The organism is Bacillus sp. P4_D3 (assembly GCF_056401855.1).
The window spans coordinates 1-24255 of record NZ_JBFUIN010000022.1; the positions used below are offsets into that span (position 1 = coordinate 1).

24 protein-coding genes, 2 pseudogenes and 1 riboswitch are annotated in these 24255 nt (G+C 33.5%); of the genes and pseudogenes, 17 read left to right on the top strand and 9 right to left on the bottom strand.

What is annotated here, in order from left to right; translation table 11 throughout:
- Positions 1–681: 681 nt before the first annotated feature.
- The 9 genes and pseudogenes from AC1DTM_RS06155 (at position 682) to AC1DTM_RS06195 (ending at position 8660) form a co-directional block, all read left to right on the top strand.
- Positions 682–1950 carry a helix-turn-helix domain-containing protein gene (locus AC1DTM_RS06155; RefSeq protein ID WP_199715328.1) on the top strand — a complete coding sequence of 423 codons (1269 nt, stop codon included), beginning with the start codon at positions 682–684 and terminating at the stop codon, positions 1948–1950.
- A gap of 271 nt (positions 1951–2221) precedes the next feature.
- Positions 2222–2389 (top strand): hypothetical protein, encoded by a 168-nt coding sequence (locus tag AC1DTM_RS06160; RefSeq protein WP_002160125.1) that lies wholly within the window; start codon positions 2222–2224, stop codon positions 2387–2389.
- Positions 2390–2735: 346 nt separating this feature from the next.
- Complete coding sequence (locus tag AC1DTM_RS06165; protein WP_002160126.1) at positions 2736–3368, top strand: hypothetical protein; 633 nt, start codon at positions 2736–2738, stop codon at positions 3366–3368.
- A gap of 145 nt (positions 3369–3513) precedes the next feature.
- A pseudogene (locus AC1DTM_RS06170) lies at positions 3514–3639 on the top strand (class II lanthipeptide, LchA2/BrtA2 family); the annotation flags it as partial.
- Positions 3640–3676: 37 nt separating this feature from the next.
- Entirely contained in the window at positions 3677–4603 is a 927-nt protein-coding gene (locus AC1DTM_RS06175; RefSeq protein WP_002160127.1) for an ABC transporter ATP-binding protein, read from the top strand.
- A complete protein-coding gene (locus tag AC1DTM_RS06180) occupies positions 4600–5343 on the top strand; it encodes an ABC transporter permease (protein ID WP_001246721.1) in 744 nt (247 codons plus the stop codon). Before AC1DTM_RS06175 ends, AC1DTM_RS06180 begins: the two co-directional genes overlap by 4 nt.
- A gap of 15 nt (positions 5344–5358) precedes the next feature.
- A complete protein-coding gene (locus tag AC1DTM_RS06185) occupies positions 5359–6096 on the top strand; it encodes an ABC transporter permease (RefSeq protein ID WP_477000097.1) in 738 nt (245 codons plus the stop codon).
- A gap of 46 nt (positions 6097–6142) precedes the next feature.
- Positions 6143–6409: pseudogene (locus AC1DTM_RS06190) on the top strand (YwbE family protein); the annotation flags it as partial.
- A 184-nt stretch (positions 6410–6593) separates the two neighbouring features.
- Positions 6594–8660: an LTA synthase family protein gene (locus AC1DTM_RS06195; protein ID WP_199715329.1), complete on the top strand. Its 2067-nt coding sequence runs from the start codon at positions 6594–6596 to the stop codon at positions 8658–8660.
- Between the two features lie 346 nt (positions 8661–9006).
- On the opposite strand, the gene AC1DTM_RS06200 is transcribed toward AC1DTM_RS06195, so the two are convergent.
- Complete coding sequence (locus AC1DTM_RS06200) at positions 9007–9816, bottom strand: alpha/beta fold hydrolase (protein ID WP_477000098.1); 810 nt, start codon at positions 9814–9816, stop codon at positions 9007–9009.
- A gap of 21 nt (positions 9817–9837) precedes the next feature.
- Positions 9838–11865, bottom strand: a complete 2028-nt coding sequence (locus AC1DTM_RS06205) for a catalase (protein ID WP_477000099.1) — start codon at positions 11863–11865, stop codon at positions 9838–9840.
- Between the two features lie 172 nt (positions 11866–12037).
- Between AC1DTM_RS06205 and AC1DTM_RS06210 the strand changes: the two genes are divergently transcribed.
- Both AC1DTM_RS06210 and AC1DTM_RS06215 read left to right on the top strand, forming a co-directional pair.
- On the top strand, positions 12038–13267 hold the full coding sequence (locus AC1DTM_RS06210; protein ID WP_088099593.1) for an ATP-binding protein: 1230 nt from the start codon (positions 12038–12040) through the stop codon (positions 13265–13267).
- 25 nt (positions 13268–13292) lie between these two features.
- Positions 13293–14510, top strand: a complete 1218-nt coding sequence (locus AC1DTM_RS06215; protein WP_477000100.1) for an ATP-binding protein — start codon at positions 13293–13295, stop codon at positions 14508–14510.
- A gap of 109 nt (positions 14511–14619) precedes the next feature.
- Here the strand turns inward: AC1DTM_RS06215 and AC1DTM_RS06220 are convergent, their stop codons facing one another.
- Positions 14620–15540 carry a Nif3-like dinuclear metal center hexameric protein gene (locus AC1DTM_RS06220; protein ID WP_088099591.1) on the bottom strand — a complete coding sequence of 307 codons (921 nt, stop codon included), beginning with the start codon at positions 15538–15540 and terminating at the stop codon, positions 14620–14622.
- A gap of 35 nt (positions 15541–15575) precedes the next feature.
- The gene (locus AC1DTM_RS06225) at positions 15576–15779 is read right to left on the bottom strand and encodes a hypothetical protein (RefSeq protein WP_088099590.1); all 204 of its coding nucleotides are present in this window, start codon (positions 15777–15779) and stop codon (positions 15576–15578) included.
- Positions 15780–15872: 93 nt separating this feature from the next.
- Between AC1DTM_RS06225 and AC1DTM_RS06230 the strand changes: the two genes are divergently transcribed.
- Entirely contained in the window at positions 15873–16196 is a 324-nt protein-coding gene (locus AC1DTM_RS06230) for an iron-sulfur cluster biosynthesis family protein (protein WP_000289566.1), read from the top strand.
- Positions 16197–16441: 245 nt separating this feature from the next.
- The gene (locus AC1DTM_RS06235; protein ID WP_088099589.1) at positions 16442–17347 is read left to right on the top strand and encodes a DMT family transporter; all 906 of its coding nucleotides are present in this window, start codon (positions 16442–16444) and stop codon (positions 17345–17347) included.
- Between the two features lie 28 nt (positions 17348–17375).
- Here the strand turns inward: AC1DTM_RS06235 and AC1DTM_RS06240 are convergent, their stop codons facing one another.
- Positions 17376–17597, bottom strand: a complete 222-nt coding sequence (locus AC1DTM_RS06240) for a hypothetical protein (RefSeq protein WP_002112420.1) — start codon at positions 17595–17597, stop codon at positions 17376–17378.
- 291 nt (positions 17598–17888) lie between these two features.
- On the opposite strand from AC1DTM_RS06240, the gene AC1DTM_RS06245 reads away from it, so the two are divergent.
- The gene (locus tag AC1DTM_RS06245; RefSeq protein ID WP_016106426.1) at positions 17889–18272 is read left to right on the top strand and encodes an ATP synthase subunit I; all 384 of its coding nucleotides are present in this window, start codon (positions 17889–17891) and stop codon (positions 18270–18272) included.
- Between the two features lie 108 nt (positions 18273–18380).
- On the opposite strand, the gene AC1DTM_RS06250 is transcribed toward AC1DTM_RS06245, so the two are convergent.
- Together AC1DTM_RS06250 and pckA are read right to left on the bottom strand one after the other, a co-directional pair.
- Complete coding sequence (locus AC1DTM_RS06250) at positions 18381–18578, bottom strand: hypothetical protein (protein WP_002164919.1); 198 nt, start codon at positions 18576–18578, stop codon at positions 18381–18383.
- A gap of 296 nt (positions 18579–18874) precedes the next feature.
- Complete coding sequence (gene pckA, locus AC1DTM_RS06255; RefSeq protein WP_016106425.1) at positions 18875–20461, bottom strand: phosphoenolpyruvate carboxykinase (ATP); 1587 nt, start codon at positions 20459–20461, stop codon at positions 18875–18877.
- Between the two features lie 228 nt (positions 20462–20689).
- Positions 20690–20811: riboswitch (SAM riboswitch) on the top strand.
- A gap of 169 nt (positions 20812–20980) precedes the next feature.
- Here pckA and metK point away from each other — a divergent pair.
- Positions 20981–22180 carry a methionine adenosyltransferase gene (gene metK / locus AC1DTM_RS06260; protein WP_002112417.1) on the top strand — a complete coding sequence of 400 codons (1200 nt, stop codon included), beginning with the start codon at positions 20981–20983 and terminating at the stop codon, positions 22178–22180.
- Between the two features lie 128 nt (positions 22181–22308).
- Here the strand turns inward: metK and AC1DTM_RS06265 are convergent, their stop codons facing one another.
- Together AC1DTM_RS06265 and AC1DTM_RS06270 are read right to left on the bottom strand one after the other, a co-directional pair.
- A complete protein-coding gene (locus AC1DTM_RS06265; RefSeq protein ID WP_016106424.1) occupies positions 22309–22491 on the bottom strand; it encodes a hypothetical protein in 183 nt (60 codons plus the stop codon).
- Positions 22492–22497: 6 nt separating this feature from the next.
- Positions 22498–22677 carry a hypothetical protein gene (locus AC1DTM_RS06270; RefSeq protein WP_002160142.1) on the bottom strand — a complete coding sequence of 60 codons (180 nt, stop codon included), beginning with the start codon at positions 22675–22677 and terminating at the stop codon, positions 22498–22500.
- 245 nt (positions 22678–22922) lie between these two features.
- Between AC1DTM_RS06270 and AC1DTM_RS06275 the strand changes: the two genes are divergently transcribed.
- Positions 22923–23432 (top strand): MogA/MoaB family molybdenum cofactor biosynthesis protein, encoded by a 510-nt coding sequence (locus tag AC1DTM_RS06275; protein ID WP_002015669.1) that lies wholly within the window; start codon positions 22923–22925, stop codon positions 23430–23432.
- Complete coding sequence (mobA, locus tag AC1DTM_RS06280; protein ID WP_016106423.1) at positions 23429–24019, top strand: molybdenum cofactor guanylyltransferase; 591 nt, start codon at positions 23429–23431, stop codon at positions 24017–24019. The genes AC1DTM_RS06275 and mobA overlap by 4 nt, the downstream gene beginning before the upstream one ends.
- Positions 24020–24255 lie beyond the last annotated feature (236 nt).

Consider the following 24255-nt stretch of genomic DNA (forward strand, 5'->3'; position numbering starts at 1 on the left):
ACACAGAAACAGACATAAAAAACGCCATCCTTTCCTATGATTCTACAGAAAGAATAGCGTATTTTTTCATTTTAGGGGGCATTTCTTTTTATTAGCTTGATAGCGATGTGGCGGTACCCCATGCCCATCAAGCTAAGGTTTTGAAGTACCCCCTAAATGAAAATTTTCTTTCTCTATAGTTATTTATTTTGAGAAGTCAGCTCATTTTTAAATTTTAGGGGGTATTTTGTTTTATTAGGTTGATAGCGATGGGACTGTACCCCGTTAATAACAATTAGTAAAATTTAATTAAAAAAATTGTGAATTTTTTATAGTTTTTTCTGTATTGTTTTACATGTTTCGTGATTTGAGATAGTTTCTGCAACATATAAGGTTCTTTAATTATTTTATCGTTTTTAGACAGAAGACTTTTATTTTAAAGATCTGAAGGTATAAAAGATAAATTTTGTTAGGCGTAAGTATGAGTAAATTGGTATAATATAGTAATATAAGTAGAAGGTGGAAAATCTGATGTTAGTAAATCGGGCATACAAATTTCATATGCATCCAAATACGTATTAATAACATTTCCCTCTCTGAACATAAAACTATACACATACTATGATAGATAATATAGGCGTTATTCTTATTATATTGCCCTAAAATAATCAAACCAGGTTATTCGAAGAAAGGAGTGGAAATATGAATATTGGTGAACGTATTCGACAAATCCGTATACATAAAGAATTTACGCAAGGGGAATTAGTATCAGAAATATGCTCTATAACGTATTTAAGCAGAATTGAAAATGGACAAATTAAACCTTCTGTTTCTTTTTTAGAAAAGGTCGCTAAAAAGATGGAAGTTGATTACAATTTTCTTGTAGATGCAGATTATGGGGATATAGAACCTATGCTCCTTGGAATATGTAATAAGTATAAAAATGATAAAATTATAAGTGAAAAAGATTTATCTTCTTTAGAACTGTATGTTCGTGATATAGACTCTATTCTTTTATTATTAAAGGCTTATGGTGTTTTAATATACTATCATTCCCGAAATAATAACTTAGTATATGTAGAAGCAATTGTAAATCAGGCTGTGCAAGTTATTCCAAATCAAATAGACCTCCAGTATACTGAAGATTATATATATTATTTAATGGCTCGAGGTTATTATTTTTATAATAAACAAGATTATATGGCTGCACATGAAATCTACGTGAAGATAGAGAGTTTACTTGATCTAGAAGAAACTACTCAACACGCCAGTGTATATTATAATCTGTGTCTTGTAAATAAAGCGCTGTATAAAGATAAAAGCATTAGTCGTTTGTATACGCAGAAAGCTTACAAAATATTTTTGAGATTTAATATAAAGAATAAAGTAATAGATACTTTGTTAATGCTCGCAATACTGTATGATTTAGATGGATTATATGACAGGGCTCTTGAATGCTTACAGCAGGCAGAAAGTAGGTTGGAAAATAAAGGAGATTCTATGTATTCACCTATAATCTCGTATAATTATGGGAAAATTTATCAAGGTTTAAAAGACTATACTAATGCTATTAAGTACTATGAAGAATGTTTGCAATTAAGTGAGTTTCTCGAACAAAAACATCAAAAGGTATACGCATTACGAAGCTTAATAGAGATTCATATAGAATTTAAAGATTGGAAAACTGTTAATAAATTTATGGATGAAGCGTTTGATTTATTATCAATTTTTGATGTACCTTACGCTAATGTTCAACTATATGGATTGAAGGGGAAGATATCTAAATTAAGAGGAGATGATTATGGATATGAAAAACAGATGCAAAAAGCAATTGAAATTGGTTTAGAAAAGAAACAATATCCTTTAGTAAGTGAACTGGCTCATGAACTAGGAGACTATTTTTTTGATAATCGCGCTTATAAAATGTCAGCAAAATATCTAAAAATATCAATTGAAAATTCGACGAATTAAAACAAACTAAAAATACATAGATAGAGGGAGATTAATCAAGGATCTTGGTAATGATATCCGCAATATCCCCTCTATGTGATTCTGCAGTAATAGTAGGTATTGGATTAATATAATTTAACATAAGATAAATCACAAATAAAATTGGTTAAATAGGTAACTTGTTTTTATAAAAAAAGGAATTATAAATCAAAATTTTTTACTAATTCCGTGTAACAAAGGACATCCATTAGTATTTAAATTAACAAAGCAACTACTACTGGAGGTTGGAATTATGAAAATCAAAAAAATTTATGTCATTCTTACTACAGCTATTATGTTATCCGGTATTTCTTTATTTGAAAATATAACTAGTACAGATACTACACAAAATGTAGCTGCACAAACTAGTATAGAAGACATCTCAACTTTCTACGCTGATATTCAACCAGGTGCTGATTAATTAATCCCCCCATATTCAAGATTTCCTTCAAATACATACCCTTATTAAATAATCCATAGATAAAAAACAGGCGGAAAGTAAGTTCCACCTGTTTTTTTTATTATATTAACTTTGCTTTAAACGAAACTAAGTAGTTAATTTTATTTTCAACGATAGCAATATTTTTATTTGTACAAGGTTAAATCCTATAGAAACTTTCCTGAATTACAAAACATGTAAAATAATATAGAAAAAAACAACAATAATTTTAAATATTTTTAACTGAATTTTACTACTTGTTATTAACATAAATTAACACGTATATTTTAGGTACAGAAAGTTAGACAGCAAGGAGGTGGTTAATCTGATGCTAGAGACAAAAAGTTCTATAGATATGATAAACAATATAAATTATCATTTGGATCTTGGTGGGAAAAATAATCAACGTTTAAAAAACTTTTCAAATGAACAAGACGTATTGCCATATCATGTTTACAAACAGCAATTGAATAAACAAGCATCCCAAAAAGAATCGATTAGTCTAGCTCAACCATTTATTCATATTAATACCTTAGCACAAATTCTATATGAAGCATTTCACAATCAAATATTTACAGCTTTGGCACCTATTCTATTTGTTTTTCAACCGAATATTGTAACTGGTATATCTACCCCAGGTGCTTATGCAATAGATTTTTATAATGATTATTTTATTCATTTAAAAGACATCAATGTTCAAGAATTTAAGGCTGGAATAGGTGAAGAAAAAGGACCTATAGCTATTGGATATATGATAAACCAAAGCGAAAGCATTCAGCATTCAAAAGAATTTATGTATCCAAAGTTACAGGACCAAACTACAGAGTGTATGTTAGCCTTACAAAAGCAATTGCAGATACATGGAGAGTTAGAAGAGCAAATTCAGCTATCATTTGATTTCAAGAAAATAATGATGCCTTTAATCGTCTTACAATGGATTAAACAGACAGCTTTATATTAAAGGAATAAAAAAGGTTGGTGATGTTGGAGATAGAAGGCAACATAAATTACCTTCTATAACATCTAAACCTGTCACCAATCTTTGTTAATGAAATTTGAAGTACTCTAATATTTATTTTCTGAACATTCTAAAAAATATGGTTACTATGTCTAAAAATGAAAAATTAGCTAAATTACGTAATCAAGAATTTGATACAAAAAAATTAATTGGTGCAATCGATGAAGATGAATTGAAAAAAATAGCGGGTGCCGGAGATGTGCCTCCAGAGTCGTGTAATTGATTTAAAATTCTAACGTCAGGTGGTTGATATGATGAATAATCAAGTTTTAAATATTAAAGGTTTGCATAAAAAATATAAAGACAAACATGTTTTAAAAGGGATTGATTTAACTATAAAAAAGGGTGAAATATTTGGATTATTAGGCCCGAATGGCGCTGGTAAATCTACATTTTTTAAAATCATTTTAGGATTGATAGAGGCTGATGAGGGAACTGTAGAAGTATTGGGAATGGATATACAAAAGAATAGAATAGAAATCTTATCTAAAACAGGTTCATTAATTGAAGCTCCAACCTTTTACGAGCATTTATCCGGATACGAAAACTTGTTAATTGCTTCTAAAATGAAAAATGTTCATGATAAAGAACATATAAAAGAACTTTTGAATTTATTTAAACTATATGAGGATCGAAATCGTGCTTTTAAAAAATATTCTCTTGGTATGAAACAACGTTTAGGATTAGCTGCTGCTTTCATAAATAACCCTGAATTATTAATATTAGATGAACCTACTAATGGCTTAGATCCACAGGGAGTTTATGAAGTGAAAGAATTAATAAAAAAAGCTCCAAAAATGTTTAATTCTACCATAATCCTTTCAAGTCATATTTTAAGTGAAGTGGAACAAATGGCTGATCATATCGGGATTATTCATCATGGAGAAATAAAGTACCAAGGTTTATTATCTTCTTTACAAAATAAACAATCATTAAATATTGTTGAAATTAGTGTTAATAATATGACTCTTACTGATAAATTACTTGAACAATCCAATTATACATTCAATGTAAATAATAACATCTTTAGTATTGAATATAACGATGAAAAATCACTGAATGATATTCAACAACTATTAGTAACGAATCAGATTTTTATTCAATCTTTCCAAACCAAAAAGCAAAATTTAGAGGAAGCATATTTAGATATTGTTGAACAAGGTGCTGTAAGTGTATGAGAAATGTATTAGCCACTGAGTATATAAAATATAGAAAAAGTCATTTTTGGTTTTTGGTTATCTTAGGACCTATTATACTTGCATTAGGTGAATTTGCTGGACTAAATTACTATAGTAATTCTCATACTATTAAATTAGAAACTATATTCGGTATAAACTTGCAAATTTTAAAATACATATTAAACTTTTTTATGGTGTTTATTATAGCTAGTGTAAACAATGTTGAATATAAAAATTCTACGTGGAAAAGAACATTTACGTATCCAGTACAGAAATTTAGTGTGTATATAAATAAGTTCCTTGTTGTTATGGTTGCTCTTATTATTACAACCGTAATACATATGATTTGTACAGTGTTATTACTTCCAGGTTTAGGTGTTTCTTTAGATGCGGTTTCCATGCAGCATGTGTTTGTTTTTACGTTATATCCATTTCTTATTAGCATCCCATTTTGCGCTTTGGCGTTCATTATATCCATTAATGTATCGAATCAATCAGTGATCGTTGCACTAGCTCTAGCTTCGTATCTTTTCGGCGATATATTAAGCTCAACTAAGCTTTGGTGGTTTCCTATTTCATATCAAATCTTATATTTTCCAATCAATTATGTGAATAATCTAGATGTTTTTAATACGTTATGGTCATACGATAAATGGTACATGCTAGCAGGAATTCCTATTACTATTCTTATTTTAGGAATTGGATACATCTTATTTATTAAAATGGATAATAAAAACTAACAAAGGAGATCTCAAATGATAAATTTAATTTATTCCGATTGGATAAAAATAAGAAAACACCCACAACAAATTACATTTTTCATCTTAGCACTTTGTCCGATTATATATTCAATGATTATGTATACTAAATTCGTGGTAGGAGAGTATAATCACGGTTTGGATAATTCATGGATGGGCGTATGGATGTTTATATCTTTTTTCTATGTTGGTTTTTTTCTCCCTGTCATTTCAGGGATGGTAACAGCCTTCTTGTGTCAGTTTGAAAACAAAACCAATTGGAAAATAATGCATCTATCTCCAAATACTAATTTTAAAATTGTTTTATCTAAATTYGTATCTAGTGTGTTATTATTTTCTGCAATACACTTAATAGTTTTAATGAGCTTGTATGTATCAGGAATGTATTTTGATTTTACAGATCCATTTCCTTTAGAATTTATGATTAAAGTATTTTTAATTTCTGTTGTTGCGACATTTCCTCTTATAATAGTGCAACTCCTATTATTCTTATTTATAAAAACATCTATCACTTTTACATTTGTTAATATAATCCTATCTTTAATCGGTTTATTTCTTTTTTCAGAAGCAAAGTGGGGATTTGGATATTTATGGTCTTTACCATTCAAGTCTATAGAATTAGTTGATCAAGGTATATTATCTATTGCTATATTATTGGTATCAATAGTTGCATTTACCATTGGTATGATTTTAATTACAGTACGTTATGTAAAATCATTGAGAAAGACAGTATAGAAAGAGAAATGGCCCTTAGAGGGACCTGATAGTATCCCAGTTAGGTAAACAGCAAAAGAAGATTCAGCAACAGCAGTCTGCACAACAAGAGAGAACACAGAAACAAGAAAAAACAACACAAGCAACAGGTGGGAAACCGACAAGATCACAAATTTCGGTTGGTTCACATGTAGTTATTCAATTGGATAAAGATTATAGTAAAACAGTGAGTGGTGTTGTGAAAGATATTTTAACAAATACAGAAACACATACGTACGGAATTAAAGTTCGATTACAAGATGGACAAATTGGCCGTGTGCAAAGTGTTGGGTAATGAAAAAGAGATTTCCTTTCTTAGGAAATCTCTTTTTTTCATTCGGTATGTACAAGAGGTAACAGATGATATTATACGGAGGGTGTACATGAGAAGACGTTGTGTACATAATATGTTATGTTTATATAAGTAATATTTTATTACGGTGCGGGGTGAAATTAATAAACAGAAAAGAGGGAATGAATTGAGGGGTAATTTTTCATTTCATCAGCCAAGAAGAAGTATATTAATTTCAGCGATGTTAAGTGGTCTAGTAACCCTATATGTAGTACCCACAATTTTCTTGATTTTAAAATATTTTAGTTTAGATACGATGAAAGATATGTTAAATCAAAAAATTGTTTTAAGTATAATGACAATGTTGATGTGGATTGTACTATTGTATGTTGCGTATTTGAATAAAGATATAGTTAATAAATTTAAACCGATTATTAGGATTTATATTAGAATGTTTTTAGTAGCCAATGCGGTTACTTTGCTTTTTATTTTTACGCAAAATAATATGGATTTCGTAAATACACTGAATTGGATTTACAATTATAACGCACAGTTTATATTTAGTTTAATTGTAATTTATGCGATATATGTTTTTGTGTATAACGTGCTTGGGAAAGTTTTTTTGAGTACTATCTTGACAAGCATTTTGCTAATCATTTTGGCTATTGTAAATCACTTTAAAATTGTTTTTAGGGGAGACCCACTATATCCTTCTGATTTTACACAGATTGGACATATGCAATCTGTTATACCAATGGTGATGGATTATTTTAGTTGGGGTTATATTCTTCTCGTTATTGTAAGTGTTGTTGCCTGTATTTTAGCGGGTATGTATATAAGGAAATATATTCAAAATGTAAAAGTTCATGCAGGCGTACGAGTTCTATTTATAATAGGATCCGTTTTTGTTTTATATGCGTATGGTAATTTTACGAATACGTTTATGAATAAATGGTTTCAAAAGTCAGGTATAGAGTTCGTTTTGTGGAATCAAAATGAAAATTATGCTTCGAATGGTTTTGTGCTAGGCTTTATAAGTAATTTGGATACGACAGTCATTGAAAAGCCGAAAGATTATTCAAAAGAAAATATGCTTCAAATAGCAAACGATATAAAAAAACAATATAGCAGCAATATAGGGGCGCAGAAGCAAACAGAGAAACCGAATATTATTTTTGTAATGAGTGAATCGTTTTGGGATCCAACGAAGTTAACGAACCTGTCCTTTAGTGAAGATCCTTTACCTAATTTGCATCATTATATAGAAAGTTTTCCTGGTGGACAAACTATTTCTCCTACATTTGGAGGAAATACTGCGAACGTTGAATTTGAGGTATTAACGAGTTATTCAATGAGTTTGTTAAAACCAGGCTCTATACCGTATCAGCAAGTTGTTACAAATAAGAAAGAAATTCCATCTATTACTCGAGAGTTAAAAAAAGAAGGGTATTACACAAGTGCAATTCATTCATTTGGTCGCTCATTCTTTAAACGGGATGATGTATATAGAGTGTTAGGCTTTGACAAGTTTAATGCGCAAGATACGATGGAGAATGTAGAAGTTGATGGAGATTATATTAGCGATTTATCTATGAGTAAAGAGATAATAGCTGAATTAGAGAAGCAAAAACAACCTACTTTTATTCATGCGGTTACGATGCAAAATCATTTTCCATTTACAGAAGGAAGATTTGGCGAAAATCAAATAGAAATTAGTGGTTTAGAAAATGAAGAATCGAAGGCTGAATTAGAGACTTATACAGAAGGTTTAAGACGTTCAGATGAAGCTCTTCAATATTTAATAGAGGAGCTAGATAATTTAGATAGACCTACATTATTAGTATTCTTTGGGGACCATCTTCCATCGCTAGGAACAAATAAATCTCTTTATAAAGAGAATGGGTATATAACGAATGAAAAAACGCCAAGTGAACGATTAGCGATGGCGCAAACGCCGTTATTAATGTATGCAAATTTTGATATGCCAAATGACAATTTAGGTTTAGTAAGTCCAATTTATTTTTCAAATCTTGTCTTTGATTATGCTGGATTAACTAAGGTACCGTTCTATCAATTTTTATCGAAGTTATATGAAGAAATTCCTGTACTTCGTGACGAATTGAAGATAGGAAAAGACGGAGAAGCAATAAAAAGTTTAACAGCGAAACAAAAAGAAATGTTAAAGCAATATGAGTTTATTCAATATGACTTACTCGCCGGAAAGCAATATAGTAAGGATATATTATTTAAATAAACGAAAAAAAGAACTTGTATACGATACAAGTTCTTTTTTTCGTTTATTTAAAGGGATAACCAGACAAGCTAGGTTTAGGGAGTATTACTTGTAAATTTAGTATAAATTAAAATAGAGTCGTTTTAATAATTGATTTKTGAGAAGTATGTKAATTTTTCATMTAGTATATAATTGGATAATTTGTTTAATGCGTAAAAAAACTCTTTAAGGTTTCTAAGAGTTTTTTTATCTAGATATATATTGAAATTTCAGAAAAATAAGTTGCAATAAAGTTGTGTGGTAATTTTAAAAAAAGAATTTGCCATTTTGGCAAATTCTTTTTTGTTGAGGAGGCATTGTTAATTTGTTATGAGTTTATAAATTTAATAAGTTCTTTATTCAATTCATCCGCTTGATCGATTGGAGAGCCATGACCGCTATTTGTAAGAGGATATAGCTCAGAGTTTTTAATGCGTTCTTTTGTTAACTCAGCACTTTTGTAAGGGATGAGTTGGTCGTGAACACCGTGGAATATTTTTGTTGGGACGTTAATTTTACTTAAGTCCTTCGTTACGTCTTCGTTTGCAGCAGCTTGCAAAATTTTGATGAGAGCATAAGAAGCGGACTGCATACCGAGATAAGAAAACCATTCTAACGTGGCAGCTCCTAAGTTTCTATTAAAAAATGATAAAGATACATCATTAAGAAATTTAGGTAAATTCGCATACATTTGAGCAATCAGGGCATCTGCTTGCTCTTTCGGTACGCCGTAAGGGGATTGTTGGTTTTTTACGAAAGAGGGGGAGACGGCATCAATTAATGCAAGTTTAGAAATACGGCGACCGTTATATCGTGACATGTATCGAATAGAAAGAGCACCGCCGACTGAGAAACCAACTAACGTAGCATTTTCTATTTGAAGTGCTTCTAATATAATTGCGATATCATCAGCTAAACGATCATAAGTGTAACCAGTCCATGGTTTATCAGACTGTCCGTTTCCTCGTATATCCATGGCGATGCAGCGGAAACCATGTTGTGGTAAGATATTAAATTGATATTGGTACATTTGATGATTTAAAGGCCAGCCATGAATGAAGAAGACAGGTTTACTTCCAGGGCCTGGGTTAATATCCTCAATAAAAATGTGTACATCTTTTTCAACTGTAACGAACATGATGTATCCTCCTTATGTATTTTAATAGGCTCTTTCCCAAAATCGCTGTTTTGTCATTGCCTGAATAAATTCATTCGCAAGTAAGGTAGGGGTTTGTTCTGTTATAACGCCAGGTTTTCCTTCGATGTTTAAAGATTGAATAATAGTAGTTCCATTTTTGAAAGCGCCAATTGGCTTAAAGTGATTATACGATTCTACGACAAATGAACTTGCTTTGTTAAGAAAATGATCATCAATATTTCCACCAATAAGAAGTAGCCCATCATAAAGAAGCGGTGATCCTGTTAAGAAAGTATCATTCACTTCCCACTTTACATTTTGAGAGCCTTGCACAAAACCTAATCGTTCGGAAATAATAACGGGCTGAAGACCGGCTTGTTTGAATTGATTTATAATATATTGTGCGTTTTGACCGTCATATCCGTTTGCGACAATGACGCCTACTCGTAATGTATTTGGGCTGAATGTTGTATGTTCCATACTTAGTGCTGGTGAGGATTTTGTAACATTTGATTCTTGAACATTTGGCACTGTTGCCCCGACTGCTTCAGCTACTAAAGTAGCTAATTCTGTACTTATATGACCAATCATATCTACGACTTGTTGGCGAACTGATTTACTTTTTACTTTTCCTAATTCAAAGGAGAAGGCCTGCGTAATATGGATTTTTTCGACGTGGCTCATACTATTCCAAAATAAACGGGCTTGTGAGAAATGGTCTTTAAAACTAGCGGCTGTTTCTCTTGTTTTATGTCCGGAAACAGTAGAAGGATATGTAACGAAACCGCCTTTCGTACCAGGTACAGTAAAGGGAGAGTTATTAGCTAAAGAGTTATTATGGTAAGCGACTTTTCCTTTATCAATTATATATTTAGACGCACCATCTCTTTGATTGTTATGAAAAGGACATACAGGGCGGTTAATCGGTAACTCTTGATAGTTTGTACCGACGCGGGCTAATTGCGTATCTGTATAAGAAAAGAGTCTACCTTGTAAGAGAGGATCATTTGTAAAATCGATACCGCGGACGATGCTTCCAGGGTGCAGTGCGACTTGTTCTGTTTCCGCAAATACGTTATCAACGTTCCGATTTAACGTCATTTTTCCGATGATTTTAACAGGGAAGTCTTCTTCCGGCCAAATTTTTGTTGCATCTAATATATCAAAATCGTATTTAAATTCGTCCTCTTCTTCTAAAATTTGAACGCCAAGTTCGTACTCAGGGTAGTTTTCAGCATTAATATTTTCCCATAAATCACGGCGATGGTAATCCGGATCAGCACCGCCTAGTTTTTGAGCTTCATCCCAAATTAACGAGTGAACACCAAGCTTAGGCTTCCAGTGGAATTTTACGAATCGTGACTTTCCTTGTTTATTAACTAAGCGGAATGTATGAACGCCGAACCCTTGCATCATTCGAAAACTTCTCGGAATTGTACGGTCAGACATAATCCACATCATCATTGCAGCTGATTCTTGATTATTGGCGATAAAGTCCCAAAAAGTATCATGTGCTGTTTGTCCTTGAGGAATCTCATTATGTGGCTCTGGTTTAAGAGCATGAATAAGATCCGGAAATTTAATACCATCTTGAATGAAGAAAATCGGGATGTTATTACCCACTAAATCGAAATTTCCTTCCTCTGTATAAAACTTAACAGCGAATCCTCGTACATCTCGGTTCGTTTCATTTGCACCTTTTGATCCTGCAACTTCAGRAAAACGAATAAAAATAGGTGTCTTTTTAGATGGGTCTTGTAAAAAATGAGCCATTGTTAAATCTTCTAAAGAATCATATAGCTCAAAAACACCATGTGCTCCGTAACCGCGAGCATGAACGACTCTTTCAGGAATTCGTTCACGGTCAAAATGAGCGAGTTTTTCTCGCATCAGGAAATCTTCTAAAAGTGTAGGGCCACGATCGCCGGCGGTTAAAGAGTTTTCATCATTTGAAATTTTGACACCCGTATTCGTTGTCATCTCTTTTCCTTCATTGTTTTTCGTAAAGGATTGTAACTGTTCTATCTTCTTATTTTCACGACCGTCCATATAAAGCACCTCCCATATTATACGTATTATTGTTCATGATTTTTATGCTTACATATGGTCTGAAGAAGTATATTATCTATGGATTGATTTTCCTCATTTGTTCAATTTATCTTTGTTTGTCTATGAAAATCATTTATTATAATAAATGGTATTCTTTTGAAGGGGTGTTGAAGTGGGAGAGAGTTTTCTATCAGCTAAAGAAGAAAAGAAAAACGCTAAGATTTTCTTATGGGTAATGCATGTTATTTTAATTGTATACGAGGTTGCATACGCGATTATATTAGAAGATACAATGCCTTTAGGAAATTGGCATAAAGTGATATGGAAGCTTGCATATATTATGGCTATATTAGGTATTAGTGTTTACTTATTTGAGAGAGGAAAAGCATATTTAGTTAAATATACATATTTATTTGCATACATGATCGCAGAGACTTTTAATATTGGATGGTATGCCTTTCATAATACAATAGCATTTGATGAAGGGAATGTAATTGAATATATTTTCATTTTCTTCGTACCGATCTTTTTGAGTAAAAGATATTTATTTGTTTTAGCGCCATTTCTTATAGGAAAATATATGATATACCTATTTGTATTTGGAGAACTTAACTTGTTTATGTCGCTTGTTATAAATATGGTGTTACTTTTCGTGTCATTTATTATTTTAAATCGATTTTTACAATATCTTTCAGCAGTAAAGGGACGTATTGCAGAGGCAAGTCATTCACAAAAATTGGCGGTTATCGGAAAAATGGCAGCGACAGTCGGACATGAAATTAAAAACCCACTTGCTTCATTAAAAGGGTTTACGCAATTACAAAAAGAGAAACACGAAAAAGATGCAACATATGAACAAATGATTCTCGAAATAGAAAATATGAATAATATGATTAGTGAATTAATGGAGGTTGCTACATGTAAACCTTCTGTTTATGAAAAACACATTGTAAGTGATGTTTTAGTACAAGCGGTAGAAAACATGCGCGAAAAAATGAACGAGTTAAATATAAATTGCACCTTTAATGAAGAGCAAAATAGAAGTGAAATTGAATGTGATAAACGCAAATTAAAAGGAGTATTTTTGTATGTTATTAAAAATGCTTTAGAGGCAATGGAGCATGGCGGAACATTAAAAATACAAGTTGAAAATAAAAAAAGAGATTACGTAATAGTAAGTATAGTAGATAGTGGTTTTGGGATAAAAAAGGATAATTTAGGACGAGTTAAGGATGCTTTTTATACAACGAAGCAAGATAGAATTGGATTAGGTCTTACGGTAGCAGAGCGAATTATGACAGAGCATCTTGGAGAATTACACATTTCTAGTGAAGTAAAGAAAGGAACGAGAGTAGAAATACTGCTCCCGAAAAAATGTGAGCGCAATGTGACACAAGATTAAGAGGTGTTGTTAAAGGAGTTATCATATGGAAAAAGGCAATACATTTGAAAAAGAAGAGATAAAGGCATTAAAAATATTTTTAAGCTTATTCTTCGTTATATTTTTTGCGTATGATTTTGCTGAAAAGGCTATTGTCCTTTTATCAGATAAAAATCAAAAACTAGCAGATGCTTTTGGAGAAGGATTAGGTTTATGGCTATATAGTTTGATGGTTGGATTATTCTTTATAGGACTTTATTTTATGAAATGGAAAAAGCCGTATATTGTGAAGTATATTATTTTAATTGGCTATAATATATTGGATTTTATTAATAACTTCATTATTTATTACGGAAGTGATGCGGAATTTGATGGCGGGAATATAGTAGAAGGATTCTTTATTTTATTTGCACCGATATTTGTGAATAAGAGGTACTTTTGGTTAGTTGCCGGAACTATTGTTGGAAAATATGCACTTATGGGATTCGTTGTTCAATCCTTTATCGTTCTTATCCMAATAGCATTATATAGCGTGTTTGTTATTATATGTTGGATTATATTTTTAAGATTCCAATCTTACGTTCGTACACTTGAAATGATGGACAGAGAAATACAAAATGTAGAAAAATTAGCGATGGTTGGAAAAATGGCAACAGTAATTGGCGATAAGATTAGAAGACCGTTAGAAAAATTGAAAAAACTTGTGAATAAGCAAGCGAAAAAATATCCAGAAGATAAGATTTATAGTGAAATTATGAGACAGGAAGTAGAGCGAATTTATACAATTGCTACAGAACTAAATGGGTTTGAGAAATCTAAATCGGTAGAATCCGAAACTCATAATATTAAAGAAATCATCTCTTATGTTATCAGGGTTATGGAAAAGCCAGCTTTAGAACAAGGGATAAAAATGCATGCTATTTATAGTAAAGACATACCTTCAATTACATGTGATGAGAAACGATTGAAACAAGTATTTTTTAATTTAATTAAAAATGCGATTGAAGCAATGCCAGTTGGCGGAACTATTACTGTAAAAGTTATAGTGGAAGATGTGATCATTGTTCAAATTATAGATGAGGGATGCGGCATTCCGAAAGATAAAATTCCGAAGCTAAATGAAGCTTTTTACACAACGAAAGAAACTGGAACAGGCTTAGGATTAGTAGTTACGGAAAAAATTATTAAAGATCACCACGGTAAATTGAACTTTGAAAGTGAAGTTGGAGTTGGAACGACTGTTGAGATTATGTTGCCGATTTAACGGTGGGTATTTTAAAAAGGGGAAATCACTTTCTTTAGAGTGATTTCCCTTTTCATTTTGGATGGAAGTACGGAATTTCAATAGAGGGGGATGTTTGATAACTAAGGTTTTATAACCACCATTTCTCCTGTGGAATCAAAGTAACATCTACATCAAAATTCTCTTTAAACCAATCATACATCAATGTCTCTTTCACTAAATATTCAGAGGCAGAGTGTGACACACCGATGAGTGACATATTCGTTTCTTTGACGTAATCCATAATAAGTGAATACTTATGCTTACCGTATTCGTTATCAATATGACAATGGATTTCTCCTGCAATATACGCTTCAGCGCCTTTTTCTTCTGCTTCTTTCATTAAAGATACGACATCGCCGCAGCCAGCGATAATTGCAATTTTCTTGATGGAATCATGTTGTTTACCTTCGAAGTCTGTGTAAGGAATATGGAAGAGTTTTTTTAAACGTTTTTGGAGTTCTTCTGTTGATGTTTCATCTATTTCACAAATAAGACCGACTGGCTCTTGCTCTGGACCACCGTAAGCAAATCCGTCAATTACGTTAGCTTGAAGTGCCTTTGCAATTGAAATGCTAGTTCCATATGTTTGATGAAAATCCATTGGAACGTGACATGTATATATAGAAAGCTGTTTCTCTTTTATTGCCTGCAAATATTTTTGTGGAATTGGAATAAAGCCTCTCCCTGATTTCCCGAGCGGATCACCGCATTCCATCACAAGTGGATGGTGCATAAAGAGTAAATCACCTGGCATGGATTGTGAAATGAATGTTTCAAGAATATCATCAGTTGGGAAGACAGCTAAAAATACTGTGTTTACATTTTGGGCACCTCGTATCATAAGACCGTTAAATAGCTCCACAAAATTTGCTTCGAAAAATTGTTGCCATGGAAATTGGATCTGATCATATGTGGCTGGAATGAACCGACTAAAGGAACTGTCTTTTCCGTATTTTTCAATTTGGAATAAATGATTTAGTGATTGCTCTATTTCTTTTAAGGCTGGCATGTTTGGTTATCCTCCTTAAGGTAATTCGTATCCTGTTAGTTGTTTTTGTCTTTCATAGCAAAATAAGAAGCGGATGTAAAACAAATAAAACCTAGAATCCAGCCAATAGAAGGAGAATAGGGAAGTATGTGTTGTAATATCATTCCGCTAGAAATAAAAAAGCTACCTAATAGACTTAAGAAAATGGGATATCGCTGTAGTTTGAACATCAGTGATATGGCATCCTTTACCACATACATTGTATGTTAGTCTTAATTTTCTGTATATAAATTTTAAGAAAAATGGTGGTACAATATATAAAGGATACGAGAAGAGAGGATGTAGATTTACGCATGTACGTTACTGTAACAGAAGCAGCATATAAAAAGATTATGGATACGATTCCAAATGAAGCGAAATATATAAAATTATTTTACGATAATGAAGGTTGCGGTTGTGTTATGAGCGGGATTATTGATTTAGTAGCCGTTTCAGAGAAAGATGAGCGCGATGTAGATATTGAATCAAGCGTACTAAACTTTATTGCAGATCGAACAAAGCTTGTATTTATGGATGATAAGTTAACAGTTGATTGGCATGAAGTTGGAGGGACTTTTCAGTTGAAGAGCCCAAGCCAGTTTTATAATCCGAATATGAAGTTACATGTTCGAGTATAGTAAAGAAAAGGCGGCCCCAAAAAAATTTGGAGCTGCCTTTTCTTTATAGTATAGGGTGATACTATTGTCGTTTCTTATTGATAAGTCGATATTCTTTTTCGAATCGCTGATATACTTTGAAAATCGTCTATAAAATTTCATTTACTAAGATAAGGTTCTTCATACAATAAAAAGATTTTTTCACATAATGAAATGTACACGTGATTGAATTTTCCGTATAATTCTCTTTGTGGAGGGGATTGCGCATGAGAAAATGGGGAATTGAGTTATTAATTTTAAGTGTCGTTATTATTTGGGGGATTAACTATACGATTGCGAAATATGGACTTTTAGAATTTACGGCGATTGAGTTTACTGCAGTTCGAATGATGGCAGCAGCACCACTACTGTTATTACTTACGTTCTTTATCGAAAAGTCACTTTATATGGAGCGAAAAGATATACCAAGATTAATCATCGTTAGCACGGTAGGTATTGTACTGTATCAAACGTTATTTATGGAAACTGTACAATATACATCCGCTACAAATGCCTCTTTACTCATTTCTATTTCACCTATTTTTACAACTTTATTTGCGATTTTCTTGAAACAAGAAAAATTTTCTTCTCGAAAGTTAGTTGGTTCCATGATTGCCTTTATTGGTGCTACATTAGTTTTAGTAGCGGGGCATTCACTCGCTAGTTCTTTCTACGGAAATGGGATTGGACTTATTGCATCAATATGTTGGGGACTTTATCCCGTTTTAGCAGGACCGCTTATTAAAAAATACTCAGCATTACGTGTTACTGCATGGTCTACATTAGTTGGAGCGATTCCGCTCTTATTGTTAAGTGGTCCACATGTATTTGTCATGCCATTTCACATTACACACGGAATGACACTATTTGCTTTACTATATTCTATTTTCTTTGTAACAGTATTCGGTTTAGTGATGTGGTATGTTGGTGTTCAAAAAATTGGTGCGTCACATACGATGGTATATATGTATATAACACCGCTTGTAGCTGTTTTATTTGCAGCTGTATGGGCAAATGAATATGTATCGTTTCAACAAATAATCGGTGGAATTATCATTTTCTTCGGTCTATGGTTTGTGAAATCGGAGAAAATAGAAGCGCACTCTACCGTACAAGAACCTATATCAAAATAGGAAAGCAGATTACCTATGATCTGCTTTCCTATTTTTTTATTTTTGGTAAAAAGATGAGAAACAAGATAGCAGTAATAAGTGGAATTAAATTTAAAAATGGAATACGGAAGAGTGTAATAAGAATAATACCTGGAAGAAGAACACCGAGGACAGCATAGAAAATACTATGTCTTTTCGTGTACCAATACAAGGAAAGTCCAATAAGTGCAGGGACAATGAGGTGAATGAGAGCCATTAAAAAATAAACCATTAGACGCCCCCTTTATTTTTGTGCTTATTACATCATATCCGTATGTTCATAGATTGATATCACTTTTTTCATAAATGGACGAAAAATGTTTGGAAAAACGTCACATTTATGAGGGATTCTACATTATAAATCTTGTATAATATTATTTTCTAAAAGCATTTTAACAACATAAACATACAGTTTATGTTGTTTTTAATTTGAATGAAATAGATTTTAAGTAGCATGGACTCGAAAGAAATGAGTTATATAGCTTTGGTTGGATAGATAAAAACTATTGAAGGGGAGTACAACATGATTAGTATGTCATTAAGGTCGTTTAAAATTCAATCGTATTATCTACTAGGTATTCTGTTATTAGGCTGGATGTTAACACCGTTTTCAGCACATTTTCTAGGTGCAGGAATTGGACTTATTGTAAGCATGTATTGTGTTTGGATTTTAGGAAGGCGTATCGAAAAACTTGGAGATAGTATCGTAAAGAAGACAAAAGCGCCGACGCTTGGTATGTTTAACCGCTTTGCAGCTGCCATTTTGGGTGCTATTATTATGTACGAAATTGAGCATCATATGGTAATGTGGGCATTTGCAGTAGGGATTCTGGGTGGTTATTTCTTAATCGTTGTGAATTTAGGGTATTATAGTATGAAGGATGAAGAAGAATTAATAAAGGGCTAAAAGGGCTTCTTTTTTAGATGGAATAGAGGATCCGGCGGTGGATAGTACAACAGGAAGCGTAACTTTGTATAAAATATAGGTTTCCGCTTCCAATAAGTTAATATGAAATCACTTAGTAGTATGACTCTTAGGTTCTTTAAAAAAGTTGGATACAATACAACAAACTATTCCGATAATTAGAATAATGTATTTTATCGTTTCACTTGTATGCTCAAATAAATTAACGTTAAGCATCACAAGTCCCCAAAACATTTGAATCGCTCCATAACTGAATAAAATTTTTCCTGTACGAGAAAAATTTTTCATAGGCCTCACCCTTTCCTGTATATGTAAATTATATCATGGGAAACTACAAACGAATGATTATAAAATGAATTTTCTGTAAATTTATGGGTATTGGTATGCGATAGATGAAGAGATTAAAGTTTCACTTTATATAAGATATAGAAAGAAGCTTACGTTTTTAACGTAAGCTTCTTTTTTATGTAAGTGTGTGTAACCGTTAAGCCGCATTGGGTTTTGTCGGTGAGTACGCGGAACTTTACGGTTACACGACACTTATTCATATGAGTAAAAGGGTTATTCCAACAGAAAATTTGTAATTAAGCGATTGGACCGCCTAAGTTAATAATAGCTTCAGAAACGCTATCGAATTTTTTGAAGTTTTCTTTAAATTCGTTTGCAAGCTCAATTGCTTTCGCTTTGTAAGCATCTTTATCAGCCCAAGTTTGTTCAGGCATTAATACTTCGTCAGGTACACCTGGAACGTGACAAGGTACTTCAAGGCCAAAGATGTCGTGTTTTGCAGTTTCAGCTTTAGCAAGTTCACCGCTTAGTGCTGCTTGAATCATTGCACGAGTGTAACCTAAGTTCATACGTTTACCAACACCGTATTCGCCACCAGTCCAGCCAGTGTTTACTAAGAATACTTTTGCATTATGTTTCTCGATTTTTTCACCAAGCATTTCAGCATAACGGGATGCATCAAGCGGTAAGAATGGTGAACCGAAGCAAGTAGAGAATGTAGCTTGCGGAGATGTAACACCGCGCTCTGTTCCTGCTAGTTTACTAGTGTAACCGCTTAAGAAGTGGTACATAGCTTGCTCTTTTGATAACTTACTGATTGGAGGCAATACGCCAGATGCATCAGCAGTTAAGAAAATAATTGTATTTGGATGTCCTGCAACACTTGGCAGTACGATATTGTCAATCGCATGCATAGGGTATGCAGCACGTGTATTTTCTGTTAAAGTAGTATCGTTATAGTCGGCGATGCGTGTTTGACCGTCAATGACAACGTTTTCTAAAACGGAACCAAATTTGATTGCATCGAAGATTTGTGGCTCTTTCTCATGAGAAAGGTTTACACATTTTGCATAGCAACCGCCTTCAATATTGAATACACCGTTATCAGACCAACCGTGCTCATCGTCACCAATTAATTTACGGTTTGGATCAGCAGATAATGTTGTTTTGCCTGTTCCAGATAAACCGAAGAATAGTGCTACGTCGCCTTCTTCGCCTACGTTTGAAGAGCAGTGCATAGAAAGAATGTCTTGTTCAGGTAGTAAGAAGTTCATAATAGAGAAGATTGATTTTTTCATTTCTCCAGCGTATTCTGTACCACCGATTAGTACGATACGTTTTTCGAATGAAACCATAATGAATGCTTCAGAATTTGTACCGTCAATTGCTGGATCTGCTTTGAAGTTTGGTGCAGAAACAATTGTGAACTCTGATTCGTGAGTTGCTAATTCGTCTTCATTTGGACGAATAAATAATTGATGTACGAACAAATTATGCCATGCATATTCGTTAACAACTTGAATTGGTAGGCGATAGTTGCGATCAGCGCCAGCAAATCCTTTGAAGATGAATAACTCTTCTTTTTCTTTTAAGTATTCTAAAACTTTTATATATAATTTATTAAAATGTTCTTCAGAGATCGGTTGGTTCACGGCTCCCCAAGCAATTTTGTCAGCAACCGATGCTTCCTTCACAATAAATTTATCTTTAGGAGAACGTCCTGTGTATTTTCCTGTTGAAGCAGAAACGGCACCAGTAGAAGTTAATTTCCCTTCGTTTCGCATTAATACTTTTTCCACTAATTGCGGAACACTTAATTGAATCTGTGCATTGCTTCCGTTCAATAATTCATGTAAACCAATTTGGACATTCACAGTACTCATATTTATATACCATCCTTTTCATTTAATGAAATATTTCTCGTAATCCCCATCAAGAGTATAACACAATTATATAAATAATGTATACTATTTATTTATTTTTGTTTGTGTGAATGTATCATTTCCTTATTAATATTTCATTCTATGCGTATTGAGAAAAACTTTCAGGAAAATGTGAATATTAATTGACAAATGAATATCATTTCTTTAGTATAGGTTGGGACGGATACTCTCTTATCCCGAGCTGGCGGAGGGACAGGCCCGATGAAGCCCAGCAACCTCACTTGTAGTGGTAAATACAGGTGAATAGGTGCTAAAACCTGTGCGAGGCTAACGGTCTCGAACGATAAGAGCAAAGGGCAAAAAGCAGTATGCAAGTAGCAAATTAAACCTTTCCTCTATGTTAAGTAGGAAAGGTTTTTCTGTATGCTTGTGTGGGAGAATAAATGTATGTCGCAGTTTGTGGCAAATTAAGGATGAGTTCCGTACAATATATACAATTACTGTAGGGAGGTTTACCACATGACAAAAAAACGTCATCTGTTCACATCTGAGTCTGTAACTGAAGGACATCCAGATAAAATTTGTGACCAAATTTCTGATTCAATTTTAGATGCGATCTTAGCAAAGGACGCAAATGCACGTGTAGCTTGTGAAACAACTGTAACAACTGGTTTAGTATTGGTAGCGGGGGAAATTACGACTTCTACTTACGTAGATATTCCAAAAATCGTTCGTGAAACAATTCAAGGCATTGGTTACACACGCGCAAAATATGGATTCGATGCAGAAACTTGTGCAGTTTTAACATCTATCGATGAGCAATCTGCTGACATCGCTATGGGTGTTGACCAAGCGCTAGAAGCACGCGAAGGTCTAATGACTGACGCTGAGATTGAGGCAATTGGTGCAGGAGACCAAGGTTTAATGTTTGGCTTCGCATGTAATGAAACACAAGAATTAATGCCACTTCCAATCTCGCTTGCTCACAAATTAGCTCGTCGTTTAACTGAAGTACGTAAAGATGACACATTATCATACTTACGTCCGGATGGAAAAACGCAAGTTACAGTTGAGTATGATGAAAATGGTAAACCTGTACGTGTGGATACAATTGTAATTTCTACACAGCATCATCCAGATGTTACATGGGAAGAAATCGATCGCGATTTAAAAGAACATGTAATTAAAGCTGTAGTTCCAGCAGAATTAATGGATGGAGAAACGAAATTCTTCATTAACCCAACTGGCCGCTTCGTAATTGGTGGACCACAAGGTGATGCTGGTTTAACAGGACGTAAAATCATCGTTGATACTTACGGTGGATACGCTCGCCACGGTGGCGGTGCATTCTCTGGTAAAGATGCAACGAAAGTTGACCGTTCAGCAGCATATGCAGCTCGTTATGTTGCGAAAAACATCGTAGCAGCTGGTCTTGCTGACAAAGCAGAAGTACAACTTGCATACGCAATCGGCGTAGCGCAACCAGTATCAATTTCAGTTGATACATTTGGCACTGGTAAAGTATCTGAAGACGTACTAGTGGAACTAGTTCGTAACAACTTCGATCTTCGCCCAGCTGGTATTATTAAAATGCTAGACTTACGTCGCCCAATTTACAAACAAACAGCAGCTTACGGCCACTTCGGACGTACTGATGTAGATCTTACATGGGAACGTACAGACAAAGCAGCTACTTTAAAAGAGCAAGCTGGTCTATAATATATGAAAAAGAAGCTTTGCGCGTGTCGCAAAGCTTTTTTTATTTGGTTTTATCCCGCATTAACTGCCCGTARAMGCCCGATTGGTGAAGGCTAATAATCAGTGGGTAAGAACAAAATCCCCACTGATTAAAGTTTCACTTTATTTACTACTTGAATGCAAGAACTACAATAAACTTCCCCGTCTAGCTCAATATACTTCTTCATATTTGTCATACCACTTGCCGGAAATGGCATGTGAATCCATGTTTTTTCATACGTCTGTATTTCCTTTTCACATAATTTACAAAGGATTGGTTTCTTACGGAACATAGACAATCAACCTTTCAGTTGACGCGCTTTTCCTGCGCAAAAAGCACTGCTCAGTAAAAATAGCGTTGCGAATATAATACTCACTAATGTAGCGTATGGAATTGCACCTTTTAAAGAAAAGCCGACAGTGATGGAAGCGGCAAATAAGAGGATGAATGTCGTTGTTAATTTTTTATAAAGTTCCATAGTGAGTAAACCTCCAAATTATTTTGTAATGTAAGTTTTAAAATGAAATCTACTATGTGGAAAATATAAGGGGATTTAAAGAGTAGCTAATGATGTGTAGTCTAGAAGTATAAGAAAGTATATTTTCCTTTTTGTGGGTGTATATACTTATATTGTATCATGATGCATCATTGGCTTCATACATAATTGTGTAAAGATATGTATGATAAAATGAAGAAAAGCCTTTAAGAAAGGAACGATAAAAAATGAGTGTAACTGAACATAAAAAACAAGCGCCAAAAGAAGTGCGTTGTAAGATCGTGACGATTTCCGATACACGTACGGAAGAGACGGATAAGAGTGGTCAATTGTTACATGCATTATTAATAGAAGCAGGGCATAAAGTGACCTCTTATGAAATTGTGAAAGATGATAAAGAAAGTATTCAGCAGGCTGTGTTAGCTGGTTATCATAGGGAAGATGTTGATGTCGTACTAACCAATGGCGGAACTGGTATTACGAAACGTGATGTAACGATTGAGGCAGTGTCAGTGTTATTAGATAAAGAAATTGTTGGATTTGGTGAGTTGTTCCGTATGATAAGTTACTTAGAAGATATCGGAAGTAGTGCGATGTTAAGTAGAGCAATCGGCGGTACAATCGGACGTAAAGTTGTCTTTTCAATGCCAGGGTCTAGCGGAGCGGTTCGTCTTGCGATGAATAAGTTAATTTTACCGGAATTAGGTCATATTACATTTGAGCTGCATCGCCAATGAAAATTGCAGGAATTGTATTAGCCGGCGGACAGTCTAGTCGTTTTGGTGAGCCGAAAGCATTGGCAACCTGGCGCGGGAAAACATTTATTGAGTATAGTATAGAGGCATTGAAAGAGGTTGTTACAGACGTTGTTGTAATTAGCAACCCAGCGATTACTAATGATCTTTTGCATATATTGCATGTACCAGTTGTAGAAGATATCGCGATGTATAAAGGAAACGGTCCGCTTGCTGGTTTATTAACAGGCATGGAATTCGTAGATGCAGATTGGTATATCGTTGCACCGTGTGATACACCAAATGTTTCGAAAGAATGGGCGATGGCATTTATAGAACGAGTAGATGAAGCGTATGAAGCAATTGTTCCATTGGTGGAGGGGCGGAAACAACCACTGTTAGCAATGTATCATCACCGAGCAAAAGAAAAAATAGAGCGGTTATTAAAAGAAGATAAGAGAAGTATGCAGGGGCTATTATCTCATTGTAAAACGCAGTATATTACGGCAGAAGAATCACAGCTGTCGAAGGGGTTATTTCTTAATGTAAATACAAAAGAAGAATATAGTCAATTACAGAATAGAAAATGAATGTGGAAGAAGAAAATATATAATGGAGAGTGAATTACTGAAAATATATGAACAACTTGGATTTAAAGTAGTATCTTCTACCGGTAAAAACCAATTATGAAATTGATTCATATACATCTTTAGTTCTATATGATAGACATAGAATATATTTACAATTATAACATTTGATGGGTGGCGGAATGAAGAGACCTGTTTTATACTAATATTGTGTCATCCCTTCTAAGGGACAGCGCACA